This is a genomic window from Runella sp. R0.1_18, from assembly GCF_057652155.1.
On record NZ_JBYFCK010000012.1, the window covers coordinates 195,463 to 211,813 of the forward strand.

Here is a 16,351-nt window from a genome sequence, read left to right on the forward strand (position 1 = left end):
ACTCTTTATATTCATTTTTTAATACCTAATCATCCCTCTTCTATGAGAAATCCTTTACGACTACGCAGTTTGGCGATGCGGACGGTTTGTGTAACCTGTACCCTGCTCCTACTGTCAGTATTACTGATTGGTGTATCTTACGCCCGCGAAACATTCGCCCAAGAGTTGCTTCAGCAACGCATCACCCTTAAAGCCGATGAACAATCGGTCAAATCGGTTTTAACAAAAATCGAAAAGCTCACATCGGTCAAATTTTTGTACAGTCCTAGCCTCATTAAGTCGGAGCGTAAGGTCAACCTAAATGCCGTCAACGAACCCCTCAGCAAAGTGCTAGAATCGCTACTTAGTCCCTTGCAGGTTTCGTATGAGGTAGCGGGGAAACAAGTTATCTTAAAGCAAGGAGCCTTACCCCAACCCATCGAGAAAAAAGCGTCCGTTAGCCAAGAGCCCTTCGCGACTGAGCAACCTATCACAGGAACCATCACCGATGCCAAAGGGGAGATTTTGGCGGGGGTGAGTGTATTGGTCAAAGGAACAAATCGTGGAACTTCTACCAACGGCGAAGGGAAATATAGCCTTGTCGCTCAACCTTCCGAAATATTGGTATTTTCGTTTGTTGGGTACATCAAAAAAGAAATAGTGGTTGGCAACCAAACGGAAATCAACCTTGTCTTAAACGAAGACACCCAAACCCTCGGTGAAGTGGTTGTGACGGCTTTGGGTATCAAACGTGACAAACGTGCCTTGGGGTATTCGATTCAAGAAATTAATGGAGAAAGCCTTGCTCAAGCCAAAGAAGCTAACGTAGCCACGTCATTGGCAGGAAAAATTGCGGGGGTACAAGTGACGCGCGCGGGCAACGGCGCAGGTGGCTCGTCGCGGGTGGTGATTCGCGGTGCCAATTCTTTGGTGGGAAATAGCCAGCCCTTGTATGTAATCGACGGTATTCCGATGGATAACAGCAACGTAAACTCTCCAAGCCGCTGGGGAGGAATAGACTATGGCGACGGTATTTCAAACATCAACCCAGAAGACATCGAAACGATGTCGGTTTTGAAAGGGCCAAATGCCGCAGCCCTCTACGGTCAGCGCGGAAGCAACGGGGTCATCTTGATTACGACCAAATCGGGCAAATCACGCAAGGGCGTAGGCATCAAATACGGCATTGATTATTCGGTCGGAGACGCGCTAGTTTTACCTGATTTCCAAGATGAATACGGCCAAGGGCTCGACGGTACGTTTACGCACTTCCGAGGCAACGATGGCAAAATTTACACGTGGGCAGCCGCAAAAGCCGCTAATATTCAAGGCATTCCCAAAATGAGTGGCGGACGCGACCGTTTTACCCGTGCCAGCTGGGGAGCAAAAATGGAAGGACAACAGTACGAAGATCAATGGGGAAATGTATTGAGCCTAACCCCTCAACCCAACACTTTCCAAACGTTTTTCAACAAAGAAAGACAGATGGCCAATAACATTAGCCTTGAAGGCGGAAACGATAATGTCAACTATCGTTTATCGTTTGGAAATACCAAAATCGACGGTTATACCCCAGGAAATACCCTCAACCGTAATAACATTAGCCTTCGTACTATGGCAAAACTTACCCCCAAGCTTGACCTTGACGTAAAAGCCAATTACATCGGTCAGCGGGGCAACAATCGCCCGACGGTTTCGGATGCTGCCGACAATCCTGCCTATCTTTGGATCAGCCAGCCGCGCTCCATTCCGATGAGCATTTTGGAAAACTCGACTTGGACGGCGGAAGATGTAAGCAAACAACTAGGCTACGGCACCACCCCGTTTATTGGTTTGGAAAAAACGTACGCCACCAACTCTTCAACGGCCAACCCTTATTGGACACGCGACCATACCCGCAACTCCGACGACCGTCAGCGTTTGATTGGTTTGATAAAATTGAGTTATCAGTTTAATGACTGGATTCGTTTGACTGCCAAAACAGGTACCGACTTTTATACAGACCAACGTCTTCGCTACCGCGAAAAAGGTACGTACCAAAGCCAAAACCGCAACGGAGATATTATTGAAGAAGTGACACGCGTCCGCGAAGACAACAGCGATGTGTTGTTGTCGTTGACCCCTGAATTGTCAAAAGATTTTTCATTGTCGCTCAACCTCGGTGCCAACCACCAGAAGTTTTATGCCCGTACCACGGGAAATACGGGTACAGAGTTTATTGCCCCTAATTTGTATTCCATCAACAACACCCTCATCAATTCTTACGTTTTCAACCTCTCAGAATCATCCATCAATTCCGTTTATGCCGCAGGTTCAGTAGGTTTTCGGGACTATTTATTTGTTGATTTCTCAGCACGAAACGACTGGTCTTCCACACTTTCGCCCGCCAACAACTCCTTTTTCTACCCTGCTGTTAGCGGTAGCTTGGTCGTAACTGATGCCCTTAATCTCCAAAACTCGACCCTCAGCTTCTTAAAAGTTCGTGCTTCGTGGGCACAAGCGGGAAGCTCAGGAAGCCCATATCAATTGACAGGTAACTATTCGCTCGATCAAACACCACACGGCGGGCAGCCTTTGGGGTCGTTTACCTCAATTATTCCAGACCCTAACCTCAAAAATGAACTAACAACATCCCTTGAATTAGGTCTTGAAGCACGTTTTTTCAAAAACCGTTTAGGATTGACGTTTGCGTACTATGACGCAAGTACCAAAAATCAAATTCTAAATATTCCATTGCCTCCATCGAGTACTTTCACGTCACGCCGCATCAATGCGGGCGAAATTCGTAACCACGGCATTGAATTGTCCATCACAGGTACGCCCGTGCGGACCGAAACAGGCTTCTCGTGGGATGCCACTTTCAACTTCTCTCGCAACCGCAACCAAGTCGTTGAATTGGCCGAAGGAGTTTCGACTTTCTTATTGGGCGACGACCGCAACGTACAAGTTATCGCCACCCCAGGCAAGCCATTCGGAACCATTATCGGTAACGGTTTTCAGTGGTTGCGCGACGACAAGGGCAATCGTTTGATAGACCCAACGACAGGTTTGCCGCTCAAAACCAATGCGAAGTTGTTGTACGAAATTGGAAGTGCATTACCCAACTGGATTGGTGGCTTTAACAACACCTTCCGCTACAAAGGCTTCAGCTTATCTGGCTTGATGGACGTAAGCCAAGGTGGAAAAATATTTTCACAAAGTTTGCGTGAAGAATTGGTTTTCGGAACCATCAAAAAGACCCTTCCTGGCCGCGATGGGTCGTACGTAGCCGATGGGGTGGTGGCACAGAAAAACGCCGATGGGACTTGGACAAGCACTGGCCAAGCCAATACCAAACAAGTAAGAGCCCAAGACTACTGGAACGTCATTGCCCCCGACAAAGACAACGTTGTGTCAGAAGAAATGCTCAACGACGCAAGTTATGTCATGTTCAGAGAACTTACGTTCAACTATCAATTGCCGTCTAAAATCATCAGTAAAACCCCTTTCCGCAACATTCGCGCGGGCGTTTATGGACGCAATTTGTTCTACTTACAACGCAAAACCGACGGCTACGCTCCAGAAGCCTCGTCGTTCAACGTCAACAATTCGTCGCTAGGTCTTGAGTCCACCTCGTTGCCATTGTTACGTTATTTTGGCTTTAGCTTGAATTTAGAACTCTAACCACTAACGACATTCAATTCATGAAATCTATAAAAATCAAATCTCTTATGATGATGGGCGCGCTTTTTATGGCGCAAGGCTGTACCGAAGATTTTGAAAAAATCAATACGCCTCCCACCACCCTTTCCACCATCGACCCAGGGCTCATTTTGTCCAAGGCCCAAAAAGATGCCGCTTTTTCGGAAGGCTACGAATACCCCAACAACCAATTTGGTTCGTGGATACAGCACTGGGCGGGTGGCGTACTTATTTCGAGTTCTAGGTACATCCAACAAACCGACGATAACCTTTGGAACGATCACTATGCCCTGATTCGGAACATTTCACAAATCAGGACTCAGTTGCTCAAAGGGCGTGAAAATGATCCTAAAGCACGTACCAAACTAGCCATTGCAAGGATTGTTGAGATTTCCATTTGGCAACGTTTGACTGATTTGTTTGGCGACGTTCCTTTTTCCGAAACTGCCTTGGGCGTAGATGCGGTCAACAATCAACCCAAGTTTGATACGCAAGATGCCATTTATAAAAAGTTGATACAAGACTTGGACGCGGCGCTCTCTCAAATTACCCCAACCGACGATAGCTACGGGTCAGCCGATTATTATTTCAAAGGCAATATTACGCAGTGGAAAAAATACGGCAACTCGCTCAAGTTGCGCCTTGGGATGCGTATCCGTTACGCTGACGCAGCTTTAGCCCAAAAAACCGTTACTGAAGCCATGGGTCAACCCCTACTTGAAAGTAATACCGATAATGCAGCCGTGCCAACGTTTAACGACGCTACCAACGCCAACGTTCACCCTGTGCTGAATCATTGGCTAGCAGGTAGCCCCGACCTCAAATACTTGGCAGCTCCTTTGGTAGCGCAGTTGGTAAACACTAAAGACCCACGCCTTGCTCGCCTTGTCCAGCCCACGGTCAATTCGGTGAAGGCTGGCACCCCCGCTTACAAAGGAATCGGTGTGGCACTTACGGACGAACTTTTGAAAACAATCATCAAAGATGACTACTCAACTGCCTCACAAACCACGTTTTTCAACAAAGCTTACAGTCCAGCCATTGCATGTTTGGCCATGTCGTACTCAGATGTTTGTTTTTACAAAGCAGAAGCGGCCCTCGAAAGCTGGGGTGCGACGCCTGACCAAGCAGAGAAGTTTTATCAGGATGGGGTAAGGGCTGCTTTGGCGCAAAACCCATACAATATCACCACAGTACCTGCTGATTTTCAAAAGGAGCTTTCATTTACGGGTTTGAGTAAAGACGAAAAGTTGGAAAAAATCGGTACCCAAAAATGGATTCAGCTGTTTGGTCGTTCGTACGAAGCTTTTATCGAATGGCGTAGAATGGGTTATCCTGCCTTAAAAGCAGGGCCAAACTTGGGCTCGACCAACGGCCAAATTCCACGCCGCGCCATTTATTCGTCGCGTGAGACTTTGCTAAACAAAACCAATTATGACGAAGCCGTTAAGCGTCTTGCCAACGGCAACTCATATACCTCCAAAGTGTGGTGGGATAAGAAATAACCACTGTTTCTATTTTATGTTAAGGCAAACCAAGCTAGTTTTGGTTTGCCTTTTTTTATTTTACTAAACATAAACGGCTTCCGTTTCCCAAGTAAATTGAGGAAGTTTTATGGTACTCAAAAGTTGTTCCTCCAGCATATCGGCCCATTCGGTAATATACAACACGACATCGTCGCGGAAATTGTGGCGTAAATGGTGTTTGTTTTCGGGCAAACGGCTTAAAATACGCCTGTCTGAAAGTCGTTCCAAATGCTTCAAATCATCAGAATCCAACCCTGCTTCTATCATTTCATTGATAAGTAAATCCATCGGAAGTCCGCTGGTAGGGCAGTAGTCATTGAGTTGCTCATTCCAATCTCCCCTGCCGTTGGCAAGGGCATGGGCATGAATTTCGGCTTTGGTGAGCTTGGTAATTTCTTGCGCTAAATTTCCACAATTACAGCTCCCCATGTGTCCCCATTGGTAGGGAGAGCCTTGTTCAATCTTGCGGGCCGTTCGACGAAGAGCGGCAATCAGGTCGAGATTCGGACGTGCCATAGCCTTATACGTTTTTGTTTATGGTTTATGGAAAATCAAACCGAGTGTATAGGTTTTTTGTTTTCCAGCAATTTATGTATTTTTTTGTAAAGCAGTCAATGAATATTAACAACAATTATGGCCCCCAAAAACCGTTTCGCATCCATTCTCTCCCTGTTTGGAATTTTGCTCCTACTCAGTTCGTGCAGTCGCCAATATGTTCCTGACACAACCTACAGTGTCGAACAAATAAAGCAAGATTTTAAGCTCATGCGTCATGCTTTGGAAGAATCTCACCCAGGTATTTATCGTTACACCTCCCCTGATTCGATTCGTTGGGTTTTTGACCAAACAGAAAAGTTGCTCGACCATCCCATGACGGAGCTGGAGTTTCGGCGCACGGTCAACCCCATCTTTTCGTACATCCGTTGTGGTCATACCGACATTTATCCGTCGAAAGGGTATTCAAAATACATCAAAAAAAACAAACCAAAAGAGTTTCCTTTGGGTCTGTATTACGTTGAAAACAAGCTTCGTATTCTCCAAAACCGAACGGACGACACTAGCCTGGTCGTTGGCACCGAAGTGGTCTCCATTGATGGGCAACCTGCGGCTGATATTATTGCAAAAATGCGCCAACTTGTTCCTTCCGACGGTTATAATCAAACGTTTAAAACAACGGTAATCAACGGCAATTTTGGCGGTTTTTATCGCTATTTGTACGGAAATAAAGAAACATTTGAAATCACCGTACAAGATTCATTAGGAAAAAAACGGGGGCTTAAACTTAGTTTTAATAAACCACCCAAACCTACAAAAAAAGCCAGCGTTCCTGCCAAACCTACCAGCAATCAACCACCAAAAACACCCGTAGCAACGCCCAAGTTGATGGTCAAGACCAACCCAAAATTGCGCACATTGAAGCAATCTGAAAAAGACAGCACAGTGGCTATTTTGGACATCAACACCTTTAGTGACGACCGTTACCGCCGATTTTATCGCCGTTCTTTCAAGGCATTAAAAACCCAGAATATCAAACACTTAATCATTGACCTGCGGGCCAATGGTGGGGGGAAATCAGACGCAAGTATTAATTTGATGTCGTATCTCCTCGATTCCAATTACACTGTCTATGACACGGCGGCGGCCATCACCCTTCGTCCTTCGTACCAACACTATTACGGGCACAAATTTCCACGCTTTTTTACGCGTTATTTTTGGTCAAAAAAACTTCCCGACGGTCGCCACAGTAGTCGTTCTGCCCAGCGCGTTCAAAAACCTACCCGTCGCTATGGTTTCAAGGGACAGGTCTATTTGCTCACCAATGGCGGGTCGTTTTCCGCTGCGGCCATATTCCCCTCCATGATTCAACAGTATAACCCTCGGGCGGTAGTGATAGGCCGCGAAACGGGCGGCGGGCGCCACGGCTGTAATGCGTTTATTTCCCCCTACCTGACCCTGCCGCATACGCAAGCCAAAGTACGCATTCCCGTGTTTAAGTTGGTACTGAACATTCCTGGAGCCGACATTGGCCACGGGGTTCAACCCAACTACCCCATTGAGTACCGTTTTGAAGATGTCAGAAAAGCCCGCGATTTGGACGTAGAGCGTGCTTATGAATTAATCAAAGCCTCCAAAAGTGAAAAATAATTCACAAATATTTGTTATATTGAATTAATATTCATCTACTTTTGTTGCATTACTATAAAACGCAAGCGAAGGATTGTTAAAATTCGATGAGAACCAAAGACGAAAGCAAAGTACAAGCAATATTACAAACAGCCCTAAAGATGATTACACGTGTAGGACTCGCTGGGCTCAAAATGTCGGACTTAGCCAAAGAAGCAGGGGTAGCGACGGGAACTGTTTATATCTATTTTGAAGACAAAAATCAGTTGATTCGAGAGTTGTATTTATACTTAATGCGCGAAAACACCCACGACCTCACTCAAGAGCTAGCGGGCGATGAGCCTTTGAAGATAAAAATAAAAAAAATGGCGCGTAACTTTCTGGAAAACAACATTCAAAACCCAGAGTATGGCGCTTTTTTAGAACAATACTTTCGCTCTCCTTACTTCCAAGAAGATGACACCACGCGGAATGAAGAAGACCAAGCTCTTGCGCCTATCTATCAGCTTGTATTGGAAGGGCAGCGGCAAAGCCTTATTAAAGATGCGAACCCCGAACTACTCGTAACGCTTGTATGCGGAATGCTTAATGAGCTAGCCAAACAAGTGATTTATACCCAAAAACCTATTTCAAGTAGCGATTGGGAAATGACTTTTAGTGTGCTTTGGGACGGTATTCGCGCCTAGAATTATTATGATAAAGTAAAATGCGATTTAGCTAAAATCGTATTTTTTTCACCCATTTAATGAATATTAATTCACAAACAACAATAAAATCAAATGAAAAAAACAGTTTTAATCACAGGAACCTCCTCTGGCATCGGAAAAGCTACGGTACAGTATTTTGCCCAACAGGGCTGGAACGTGGCTGCCACGATGCGCAGCCCCCAAAAAGAAAACGAACTCACAACGTTAGCCAATGTCCGCTTGTATGCCCTTGATGTGACTGACTCGACGAGTATTCAAAAAGCGATACAGCATGCCATCGCCGACTTTGGCGGAATTGATGTCATTGTCAACAATGCAGGGTACGGTGCGATAGGCATTTTTGAAAAATCGACACCCGAACAAGTCCAGAAACAGTTTGATACGAATGTGTTCGGGGTTATGAACGTCGTTCGGGAGATTTTACCCTATTTCCGCAAAAAACGGGCAGGAACTATCATCAACGTCACCTCCATGGGCGGGCGCATTACGTTTCCGATTTATAGCGTCTATCACGGCACCAAATGGGCTATAGAAGGCTGGGCGGAGGCATTACAGTACGAACTTCGCCCGTTTAATATTCGCGTAAAAAATGTTGAGCCTGGTGCGATTAAAACCGAATTTTTAGAAACGTCGATGGTATTGTTTGACCAAAAAGGATTTGACGAATACGATTCGTACGAAAAAATAACTTTCAAAAATGGAGCCGATGCGTACATCAACGCTCCAGGCCCAGACACAGTTGCCAAAACAATATATAAAGCCGCCAACGATTCGTCTTATAAACTTCGCTACCCTTCGAGTGCACAATCATCAATGCTACTTTTGTTGCGGTGGTTACTCCCTACAAGTGCCTTTAATGGAATTGTCAGAAAGATTGTAGAAAAGGGGTTTAAGTAAATAGAGCAGCTAGCGACAAGGAAAGTAGCCCATAAATAACCCATTTTTTATAAAATTAAACGAAAAGTGGTATTTTGAGCAAAAACCGAAGCCCTTGCCGCTATGCTTTTATATACGTTTTTGAAATTTATTCTTAAAGTCGCTCTTCGAGTGTTTTTTAGGCGTTTTCAGGTAGATGGACTTGATAAGTTGAATCGAACCAAAGACCCACTTATTTTGGCCGTCAACCATCCAAATACCTTCATGGATCCCTTAATTGTGGCAACTATCGTGCGACAGCGAGTGGCTTTTATTGCCAATGGAAGCATTTTTAACCGTTTTACACGGCCCATTTTTTCGTACTTTCATGTCATCCCTGTGTACCGTAAAAAAGACACTGCTGATAGTACTCTTTCGCCTGCCGAACTAAACAAACGTACGTTTCAGCGTTGTTATGATTATTTAGAAGCGAAAGGCACAATCATGATTTTTCCAGAAGGGACTAGCGAAATCGAACGGCGTTTGCGAGAAATAAAGACAGGAACAGCCCGTATTGCTCTCGGTGCCGAAGCCGAAAATCAGTTTGAGTTAGGTATCCAGATTGTACCCATTGGCCTTAATTACTCAGACCCCACGCACTTTCGTTCGGAGGTTTTTATCAACATTGGAGCGCCTATTCAAGTCAGCGATTTTAAAGAGAGTTATCACCCCGACTCGTTTGAAGCTGTCGAAAACTTAACCGAATTGATTCAACAACGGCTGACCGAAACTGTGATAATCACCGAAGATGCCGAAGAAGATAGCTTGGTGTTGCAAGTTGAAAAACTCTATAAAAACCAATTATTCGACGATTTGCAGCTGAACCGTAAAGTAAAAAAGCACGAATTTGGGTTAATCAAACAATTGATTACTGCCATTCGATACTTTGAAACCCACCATCCTGAGCAGTTGAAGCTTCTGCAAATCAGAATGACCAACTACCTCGACTCCCTAAAAAAGCTCCGCTTGTCTGACCGTATCTTTACCCAAACCAAACGTCTTTACGGGCGTATCGGGAGCGCTCTGTTATCGCTTCTTTTTGGCTTCCCTTTTTATGTTCTGGGGTTAGTTACCAACTACATCCCTTACATTCTGCCTTCTAAAATTGCCAGACTTATTTCGTCGGACATCAGTTATCGCGCCCCAATAATGATGACAGTAGGCATCGTGTTTTTCCCCATTTTTTACGGCGTAGAAATTTACCTAGCCCATCTTTTATTGAAAAACAACTGGTTGACGCTCGTTTTTGCCGTGTCATTGCCATTTTTGGGTTATTTCGTGCTTTGGTATTGGGATCGACTCGCACGACTGTCACAGCTTTGGCAAGCCCTGAGATTGTTCCGTCAAAAACCCAGTTTAATGGAGTCGCTATCGACCGAACGCGCAAAAATTTTCAAGGCGCTGGAGGAAGCCAAAAGGCTTTATTTAGCCATTAACAAAGACTAAATCAGCCAATTCTAGCTACCACCTCAGCTTGTGATGAACCCTCAACACGAGCCAACCACATGTGTTAAAGGTTGCTCACAACCCGAACCAAAACCCTGTTAATAACATACCAGAATGAACAGAAGGGACATACTAAAAAGCGGAATAACCCTCATGGGAGCAGCTGGACTGAAAACTCCGCATTTTGTCGCCGAGTCAAACCGAGGCAGTTTTGCCCTTGACGGAAACATTGTACGTTTTTACCACACCGCCATCAAAGAGCGTTTTAACATCACAATGTTGGCTGATACGCACCTGTTTAAAGACGATGAACGCGGCGTTCCTTTTCAGCAATTCAGCGGAAGAATGGCCAAAGCCTATAACCAAACCCTCCATTTCCAAACGGGAACAGCTACAAATCCAGAAGAGAGTTTCCGTAAAACCCTCGAAATAGCCAAACAAGATGATAGTAAGCTATTTGCGATGGTAGGCGACATTTTCAGTTTTCCGTCGGAAGCGGCTGTAGAATGGGTAGCCACTCAGTTAAAAGAAGCCCAACTGCCCCACCTCTACGTGACAGGAAACCACGACTGGCATTACGAAGGTATGGAAGGCTCAAGTCATTCGTTAAGAGAAACTTGGATACAAAAAAGGCTTCGTTCAATGTACCAAAACGACAACCCTTTGATGAGCGTTCGCGAAATAAATGGCGTGCGTTTTGTGGCCCTCGACAACTCTACTTACCAAATTACACCTGAGCAACTGGCTTTTTTTCAAAAAGAAACCGCTACGAAGAAGCCCTTTGTTTTGATGTTGCATATCCCACTTTATGCACCTGAACGCTCCTTAGGATTTGGCTGTGGCCATCCAAAATGGAACGCTCAAAATGATAAAAACTACCAACTCGAACGCCGCGAACGCTGGCCTGAAACGGGTCATTCGCAGACTACTTTGAAGTTTCACAAAGAAGTGTTCTCTTGTCCCAATTTGCTCGGTATTTTGGCTGGCCATACGCACAAGCCAACCCTCGACATTGTTAATGGTATTCCTCAAGTCATCACTCCACCCAATGCGACGGGCGGGTATTTGAAGGTAGAGTTGATACCCTATTCATAAAAAAGGGCTCTTCTGCGAAGAGCCCTTGAGGTACTAGTTTTTCATCATTTTTCCTTGGAAGTGCCCTTTGTTGGTAAGTACCATAAACAAATACACTCCTGTACTCCAATCACAAGTTGGGAGGGTATATGTATTCGGTGCATTACTAAGCGAAATATTTCGTACTTGTTTGCCTTGTAAGGTATAAATTTCCACTTGTTGAATACCTGTTCCTTCGGGGGCTTTCAAGGTCACTTGGTCTTGAAAAGGGGTAGGAAACGTTTGGACCTCCAAAGTCTCCTCAGTAGCCAACGACTCAGCTGCTCGACGGGTTGATTGAGGCGTAAATTCATAGGCCCCAATGTCGTAGGCACTTCCCTGCGGGCGAGCTTGGTTTGCCTGATCAGAAATTACCCCCCACTGCGAAGCATCCACTCCTGCATTAATCAACGGGGAAGTAGCCGTCAAGGCAAAATTGGCATTCGTGAAGTCAATATACCCCGCTGCCGCTGCGTTTGACGACGTAAAATTGTTCATGAAAGTCGCCGTTGCACCCTGCTGAAAAGCAAAGGCTTGGCCTACATATCCATTGGTAGGAGCAGGCCCAGAAGTTCCGTAGTTGGTGATGGCATTGTTGGCAATGAGATTGGTATTAATTTGGTTATACATCCGAATCCCGTCACGTCCCGTTCCAGAAATTGTATTATTGATAAGTTGCACATACGTGCCTGAAAGTGACCCATTGCGTTCATCGCAAAAAATACCATCGCCCCCTACTTGACTTATGACGTTGTTATACAAACGATTATTCCCCCAATGCCCTACTATGATTATCCCCATCCCTGAAGCGTTCAAAACGGTATTGTTATAACACTCGCCACCAGCACCTCCCCCAATTTGAAGTCCGTTATTTTGATAATTAGCAAAGGGCGAAATACCCGTATCTTTCATCCAATTATGGTGTACCTTGGCATCAGGAGCACAACCGTATTGTAACCCTTCCGCTCCGCTTCGCTCTATACGGTTGTTGTAAATTTCAAGGCCGTAAATGAGGTGGGGGTAAACCTGTTTTTGGACGCCGTTGCAGGTAACCGTCATACCATCACCAAAGAAAGAATTGCCGATGTACAACCCCTCCCCGCCTACATCGTGAATGTAGTTATCGTGTACTTTTACATTGTACATCGTAAAATTAGAACGCCACGTTGTAGAGTCACAACTTGGGTCGGTTTTTGCCATAATACCCGCAAAACCCGCTTTTGTTATTTCTACGTGGTCTACTTCTACGTCTGAACTCAAATCCCCCACAGCGATGCCCATACTTCCCCCCGTTGTTTCATTCGTAACTTTAAAACCGTAAGGAATGGCCGCATCTCCCGTTCCACTGAATACAATATGACGGCTTTTTTTGACCTGAACAGTGCTACTCGACGAAGTAGATTTAATGGTTACCTGTCCCCCGCAATTGACAAAACGAATGGGTTCAGTAGATGTTCCTTGGAAGTTTTCAAGCGTAAGATTGTTATACAAACCTGCCTGCACGCACACTTTTTTGCCTGGGGCGACTTCTAAACGCCAATTGTTGTACGTACCCGCCTGCGTAATTGTATAATCACAGCCACAGGCCGCCGACCCACCAACCTGCCAACCCGCAGGTACAGGCCCCAAGTTGTTATAGAGCATTATATTATCATGTACATCGGCGTTTGGAGCATTATTAACCCACATCGCTGCGCTAGACGTTCGTTCGATTCGGTTATTATACACCTGCATTCCGTACGTTTGTGCGGGGTAAACTACCTTGGTTAGTCCGTTACAAACGATACTTCTTCCAGTGATACTTGAGTAACCACTCCCCAAAAACATACCAGGTCCGTTGGCGTTGTGAATGTAATTGTCGTGAATTTTTACGTCGTAAATCGTAAAATTAGGGGAGTTGGCCATCGTATCACAGGCGGGGTCGGTTTTCATAAAAAAGCCAGCGTAACCTGCCGTTGCCACTTCTACCCGTTCTACTTCGTAGTTGCTGCTCAAACCTCCCACCGATACCGCCGAAACGCCCGATTTAGACCTGTCAATTTTAAAACCGTAAGGAATGGCATTATCCCCCGAGCCACTGATAATAAGGAATTTCGAATCCAAAATTTCGAGTCCAGCGTAATTGCTTGTCGCCGAACCAAGGCTTACCAAACCACCACAATTCACGACTCGAATCGGATTTGCCGCAGTCCCCACAAAGCCTACCAAACGAATACCATCGTAGCGGCCAGCCTGAATGCAGACCGTTTGACCAGGCTGAACTTTTAATTTTGAGTTTTGGTAAATTCCTCCCGCCGAGATGGTCAGGGCACAATTACAAGAAGATTGAGCAAAGCCGTTGGTGATAATCCAACTGAGCATAATTAGCAATAAATAGATTTTTTTCAAGGACGTCAAGTGTTAACATTAAACATTGATTGAGCGCCTTAAAGTTACGGAGAGATGCTTTATTAATAGACATATTTTGACGATAATTTTTGGCTATTTTTTCATCGTTTAGGTATTTCGTTGCACAAAATCATAAAATACTTGACAGCCGATTGGGATGAGTTCATCAGGAAAGTCATAGTGTTCATTGTGAAGCGGGCAACAATTTTCGCCCGAACCAATTCCAAACATAGCGCCCCGAAACGTATCCGTAAAAAGGCCAAAATCCTCCCCAAAATCAAAGGGTTTTTCCCGCTCAATGACCTCTAAATGGCGAATAAGCGCAATTTCTCTCAACTCATCTATCACACCCGAACGGTTATTATTTGATTTAAAACTTTCTACCCATTCTATTTCAAACCCCAACTGTTCTTCTTCAGAAATCGACGCTATTTCATTTTCTATCAACTCTTTAAATGAGTCAAACTTAGCACTTTCCCACGTTCTAAAGGTATATCCTACTTCGGCATAGCCAGCAGAGGTACCATAGGCAACTTCTCCCATTTTGATAAAAATAGGGGTCGTTACAAAATAACTTGGAGACGACTTATCATCGTTGTGTAATTGTCTGATAAATTGAACCAAACGAGCAATGGCATTGGCGGGATTAATGCCTTGGGAAGGCTCCGCAGCGTGGCTCGTTTTTCCCCGCCATTGGAGGTTCAAACTCTCGACGGTAGGCGTAAAAATGCCTTTTTTTAAGATGATTGAACCTAACGGAAATTGGGGTAAATTGTGCAAAGACACGGCATAATCAATGGAATAATCGTTAAAAATACCCGATTCAATGGCAGCTTTTGCACCTGCACCCGTTTCTTCAGCGGATTGAAAAAACAGCACTACTTTGCCTTTGGGAAGCGGATTGTTAACGAGTTTTTCGGCCAGTGAAAGTAAGATAGCAATGTGGCCGTCGTGCCCACATTTGTGCGACACACCTTTGACCGTCGAACGATGTTCAAAAGTATTGAGTTCTTGAATCGGTAAAGCATCCAATTCACACCGAACCAAAATCGTATTTCCCGCTTCCTTTCCCTCAATTTCGGCCAGAACCGAGTGCATGGAGAATCCCTGATGGATCGTACGAATGCCTAGTTGTCGTAAGTGAGCCACCACAAAGGCGCTGGTTTGCTCTTCATAGCCCGATACTTCAGGCTGTGCGTGGAGGTATTGTCGGAGGTGGTTCACTGTGTAGATGGAATTAGGTTTTAGACCAAAGAATTTGACTTAAAACCAAAAGTGAGAGGCGTAAAAAACTACTTACCTCTCACTTGCCTAATAGATACCTATACTTATCACCGCCATTATTTAGCTTTTTGGGGCGTATGCTGCGAGGCGGCAAACATCCATTTGGGTGAGCCATTGACAACCTGTTTCAGCATGGTATAGGTAAAGTAAATCTGTGCTGTACCGAAGTGATGAATGCCACTGACGACAGCCAAATCACCCGAACGGAAAATCTTCAAATCAGACACGCTGCTCTGTACACCTTTACCGCCTTCATTATTCTTTAAAACAGTCTCACGCGTACTGAATCCACTACCATTGCTATAACGAAAATCGTCAGTAAGGCGGTTTTGGAAAAAATTATAGGCCGAAACAGAATATTCACCCAAAAACTCTTTTAGAGCCGCTTCGACTTCGGCAGTGGAATTGGACTGGGCAAAGCTGGGAACGATAAGTCCAAAAAATACAACAAGGGTAAGGAGTGCTTTTTTCATAATAGTAATGTTTGGTTTTGTTTCACCAAAATTACTGGTTGTTTACGCGCTGACGCATCCCCAATTTTGGTAGTTTATACCAACCTTTGCTCAATGGCCTTAGCAACGGCTTCGGGCGCAGAGTTGACATGGAGTTTTTCGTAAATGTGTTTGATGTGGTAGTGAACCGTATGAAAACTTAGCGAACAAGCATCCGCTATCATTTTGTAACTCATGCCCTTAACCATGCAAGTCAACACTTCTTTTTCCCGCTCTGTGAGTTCGATATACGTAGCTTCGGCTTGTACAAACTGGCTCTGAAACATCTGCATCACCCTGAGCGCAATGGCGGGCGACATGTGAGCGCCGCCCCTGTACACATCCTGAATGGCCTCAAGAACTTCATCCGGGTCAGGGCTTTTGAGGACATAGCCCGACGCCCCGCCACAAACCGCCGAAAAAATGCGGTGGTCATCTTCAAAAATAGTGTGAATCAGCACTTTAGTATCAGGATAAGCCGCTTTGATGCGCTGCATCGCTTCGATTCCCGATAACCCTGGCATTTGAATATCCATCAACACCACATCAGGACGGTGTTTACGGATTCTGGCAACGGCATCGTTGGCATCCTGATAAGCACCCGCCAGATAGACGCCTTCCGTATGGTTAAAATACAGGGAAAGGCTTTGGCGCAGGGCTTTATTATCTTCAAATATGACGAGGCTAATCATGTTGA

Annotated in this window: 12 protein-coding genes; 7 read left to right on the forward strand and 5 right to left on the reverse strand. The window is 45.1% G+C overall.

Annotated features, from left to right (window positions below):
* Positions 1 to 42 precede the first annotated feature (42 nt).
* Both AC23P2_RS20435 and AC23P2_RS20440 read left to right on the forward strand, forming a co-directional pair.
* The gene (locus tag AC23P2_RS20435; RefSeq protein WP_487774916.1) at positions 43 to 3,642 is read left to right on the forward strand and encodes a SusC/RagA family TonB-linked outer membrane protein; all 3,600 of its coding nucleotides are present in this window, start codon (positions 43 to 45) and stop codon (positions 3,640 to 3,642) included.
* 20 nt (positions 3,643 to 3,662) lie between these two features.
* Positions 3,663 to 5,165 carry a SusD/RagB family nutrient-binding outer membrane lipoprotein gene (locus AC23P2_RS20440; RefSeq protein ID WP_487774917.1) on the forward strand — a complete coding sequence of 501 codons (1,503 nt, stop codon included), beginning with the start codon at positions 3,663 to 3,665 and terminating at the stop codon, positions 5,163 to 5,165.
* A gap of 63 nt (positions 5,166 to 5,228) precedes the next feature.
* Here the strand turns inward: AC23P2_RS20440 and AC23P2_RS20445 are convergent, their stop codons facing one another.
* On the reverse strand, positions 5,229 to 5,702 hold the full coding sequence (locus AC23P2_RS20445; protein WP_487774918.1) for a hypothetical protein: 474 nt from the start codon (positions 5,700 to 5,702) through the stop codon (positions 5,229 to 5,231).
* A 117-nt stretch (positions 5,703 to 5,819) separates the two neighbouring features.
* Between AC23P2_RS20445 and AC23P2_RS20450 the strand changes: the two genes are divergently transcribed.
* From AC23P2_RS20450 to AC23P2_RS20470, 5 genes are all read left to right on the forward strand, one after another.
* Complete coding sequence (locus tag AC23P2_RS20450; protein ID WP_487774919.1) at positions 5,820 to 7,331, forward strand: S41 family peptidase; 1,512 nt, start codon at positions 5,820 to 5,822, stop codon at positions 7,329 to 7,331.
* Between the two features lie 86 nt (positions 7,332 to 7,417).
* Complete coding sequence (locus AC23P2_RS20455) at positions 7,418 to 7,996, forward strand: TetR/AcrR family transcriptional regulator (protein ID WP_487774920.1); 579 nt, start codon at positions 7,418 to 7,420, stop codon at positions 7,994 to 7,996.
* Positions 7,997 to 8,089: 93 nt separating this feature from the next.
* On the forward strand, positions 8,090 to 8,914 hold the full coding sequence (locus tag AC23P2_RS20460; RefSeq protein WP_487774921.1) for an SDR family oxidoreductase: 825 nt from the start codon (positions 8,090 to 8,092) through the stop codon (positions 8,912 to 8,914).
* 102 nt (positions 8,915 to 9,016) lie between these two features.
* Positions 9,017 to 10,378 carry a lysophospholipid acyltransferase family protein gene (locus tag AC23P2_RS20465; protein ID WP_487774922.1) on the forward strand — a complete coding sequence of 454 codons (1,362 nt, stop codon included), beginning with the start codon at positions 9,017 to 9,019 and terminating at the stop codon, positions 10,376 to 10,378.
* Between the two features lie 114 nt (positions 10,379 to 10,492).
* Positions 10,493 to 11,473, forward strand: coding sequence for a metallophosphoesterase family protein (locus tag AC23P2_RS20470; RefSeq protein ID WP_487774923.1), 981 nt, complete (start codon positions 10,493 to 10,495; stop codon positions 11,471 to 11,473).
* Positions 11,474 to 11,506: 33 nt separating this feature from the next.
* Here the strand turns inward: AC23P2_RS20470 and AC23P2_RS20475 are convergent, their stop codons facing one another.
* The 4 genes from AC23P2_RS20475 to AC23P2_RS20490 form a co-directional block, all read right to left on the reverse strand.
* A complete protein-coding gene (locus tag AC23P2_RS20475; protein ID WP_487774924.1) occupies positions 11,507 to 13,852 on the reverse strand; it encodes a choice-of-anchor Q domain-containing protein in 2,346 nt (781 codons plus the stop codon).
* A 135-nt stretch (positions 13,853 to 13,987) separates the two neighbouring features.
* Positions 13,988 to 15,103: an amidohydrolase gene (locus AC23P2_RS20480; protein ID WP_487774925.1), complete on the reverse strand. Its 1,116-nt coding sequence runs from the start codon at positions 15,101 to 15,103 to the stop codon at positions 13,988 to 13,990.
* A 116-nt stretch (positions 15,104 to 15,219) separates the two neighbouring features.
* Positions 15,220 to 15,636 carry a nuclear transport factor 2 family protein gene (locus AC23P2_RS20485; RefSeq protein WP_487774926.1) on the reverse strand — a complete coding sequence of 139 codons (417 nt, stop codon included), beginning with the start codon at positions 15,634 to 15,636 and terminating at the stop codon, positions 15,220 to 15,222.
* Between the two features lie 74 nt (positions 15,637 to 15,710).
* Positions 15,711 to 16,346: a response regulator gene (locus AC23P2_RS20490; protein ID WP_487774927.1), complete on the reverse strand. Its 636-nt coding sequence runs from the start codon at positions 16,344 to 16,346 to the stop codon at positions 15,711 to 15,713.
* Positions 16,347 to 16,351 lie beyond the last annotated feature (5 nt).

What these genes read in the sequence shown, in the direction of transcription:
- AC23P2_RS20445 (WP_487774918.1), bottom strand. Translation starts at nt 5,702, where the DNA reads ATGGCACGTCCGAATCTCGACCTGATTGCCGCTCTTCGTCGAACGGCC.
- AC23P2_RS20435 (WP_487774916.1), top strand. Translation starts at nt 43, where the DNA reads ATGAGAAATCCTTTACGACTACGCAGTTTGGCGATGCGGACGGTTTGT.
- AC23P2_RS20490 (WP_487774927.1), bottom strand. Translation starts at nt 16,346, where the DNA reads ATGATTAGCCTCGTCATATTTGAAGATAATAAAGCCCTGCGCCAAAGC.
- AC23P2_RS20460 (WP_487774921.1), top strand. Translation starts at nt 8,090, where the DNA reads ATGAAAAAAACAGTTTTAATCACAGGAACCTCCTCTGGCATCGGAAAA.
- AC23P2_RS20440 (WP_487774917.1), top strand. Translation starts at nt 3,663, where the DNA reads ATGAAATCTATAAAAATCAAATCTCTTATGATGATGGGCGCGCTTTTT.
- AC23P2_RS20485 (WP_487774926.1), bottom strand. Translation starts at nt 15,636, where the DNA reads ATGAAAAAAGCACTCCTTACCCTTGTTGTATTTTTTGGACTTATCGTT.
- AC23P2_RS20450 (WP_487774919.1), top strand. Translation starts at nt 5,820, where the DNA reads ATGGCCCCCAAAAACCGTTTCGCATCCATTCTCTCCCTGTTTGGAATT.
- AC23P2_RS20470 (WP_487774923.1), top strand. Translation starts at nt 10,493, where the DNA reads ATGAACAGAAGGGACATACTAAAAAGCGGAATAACCCTCATGGGAGCA.
- AC23P2_RS20465 (WP_487774922.1), top strand. Translation starts at nt 9,017, where the DNA reads ATGCTTTTATATACGTTTTTGAAATTTATTCTTAAAGTCGCTCTTCGA.
- AC23P2_RS20455 (WP_487774920.1), top strand. Translation starts at nt 7,418, where the DNA reads ATGAGAACCAAAGACGAAAGCAAAGTACAAGCAATATTACAAACAGCC.
- AC23P2_RS20475 (WP_487774924.1), bottom strand. Translation starts at nt 13,852, where the DNA reads ATGCTCAGTTGGATTATCACCAACGGCTTTGCTCAATCTTCTTGTAAT.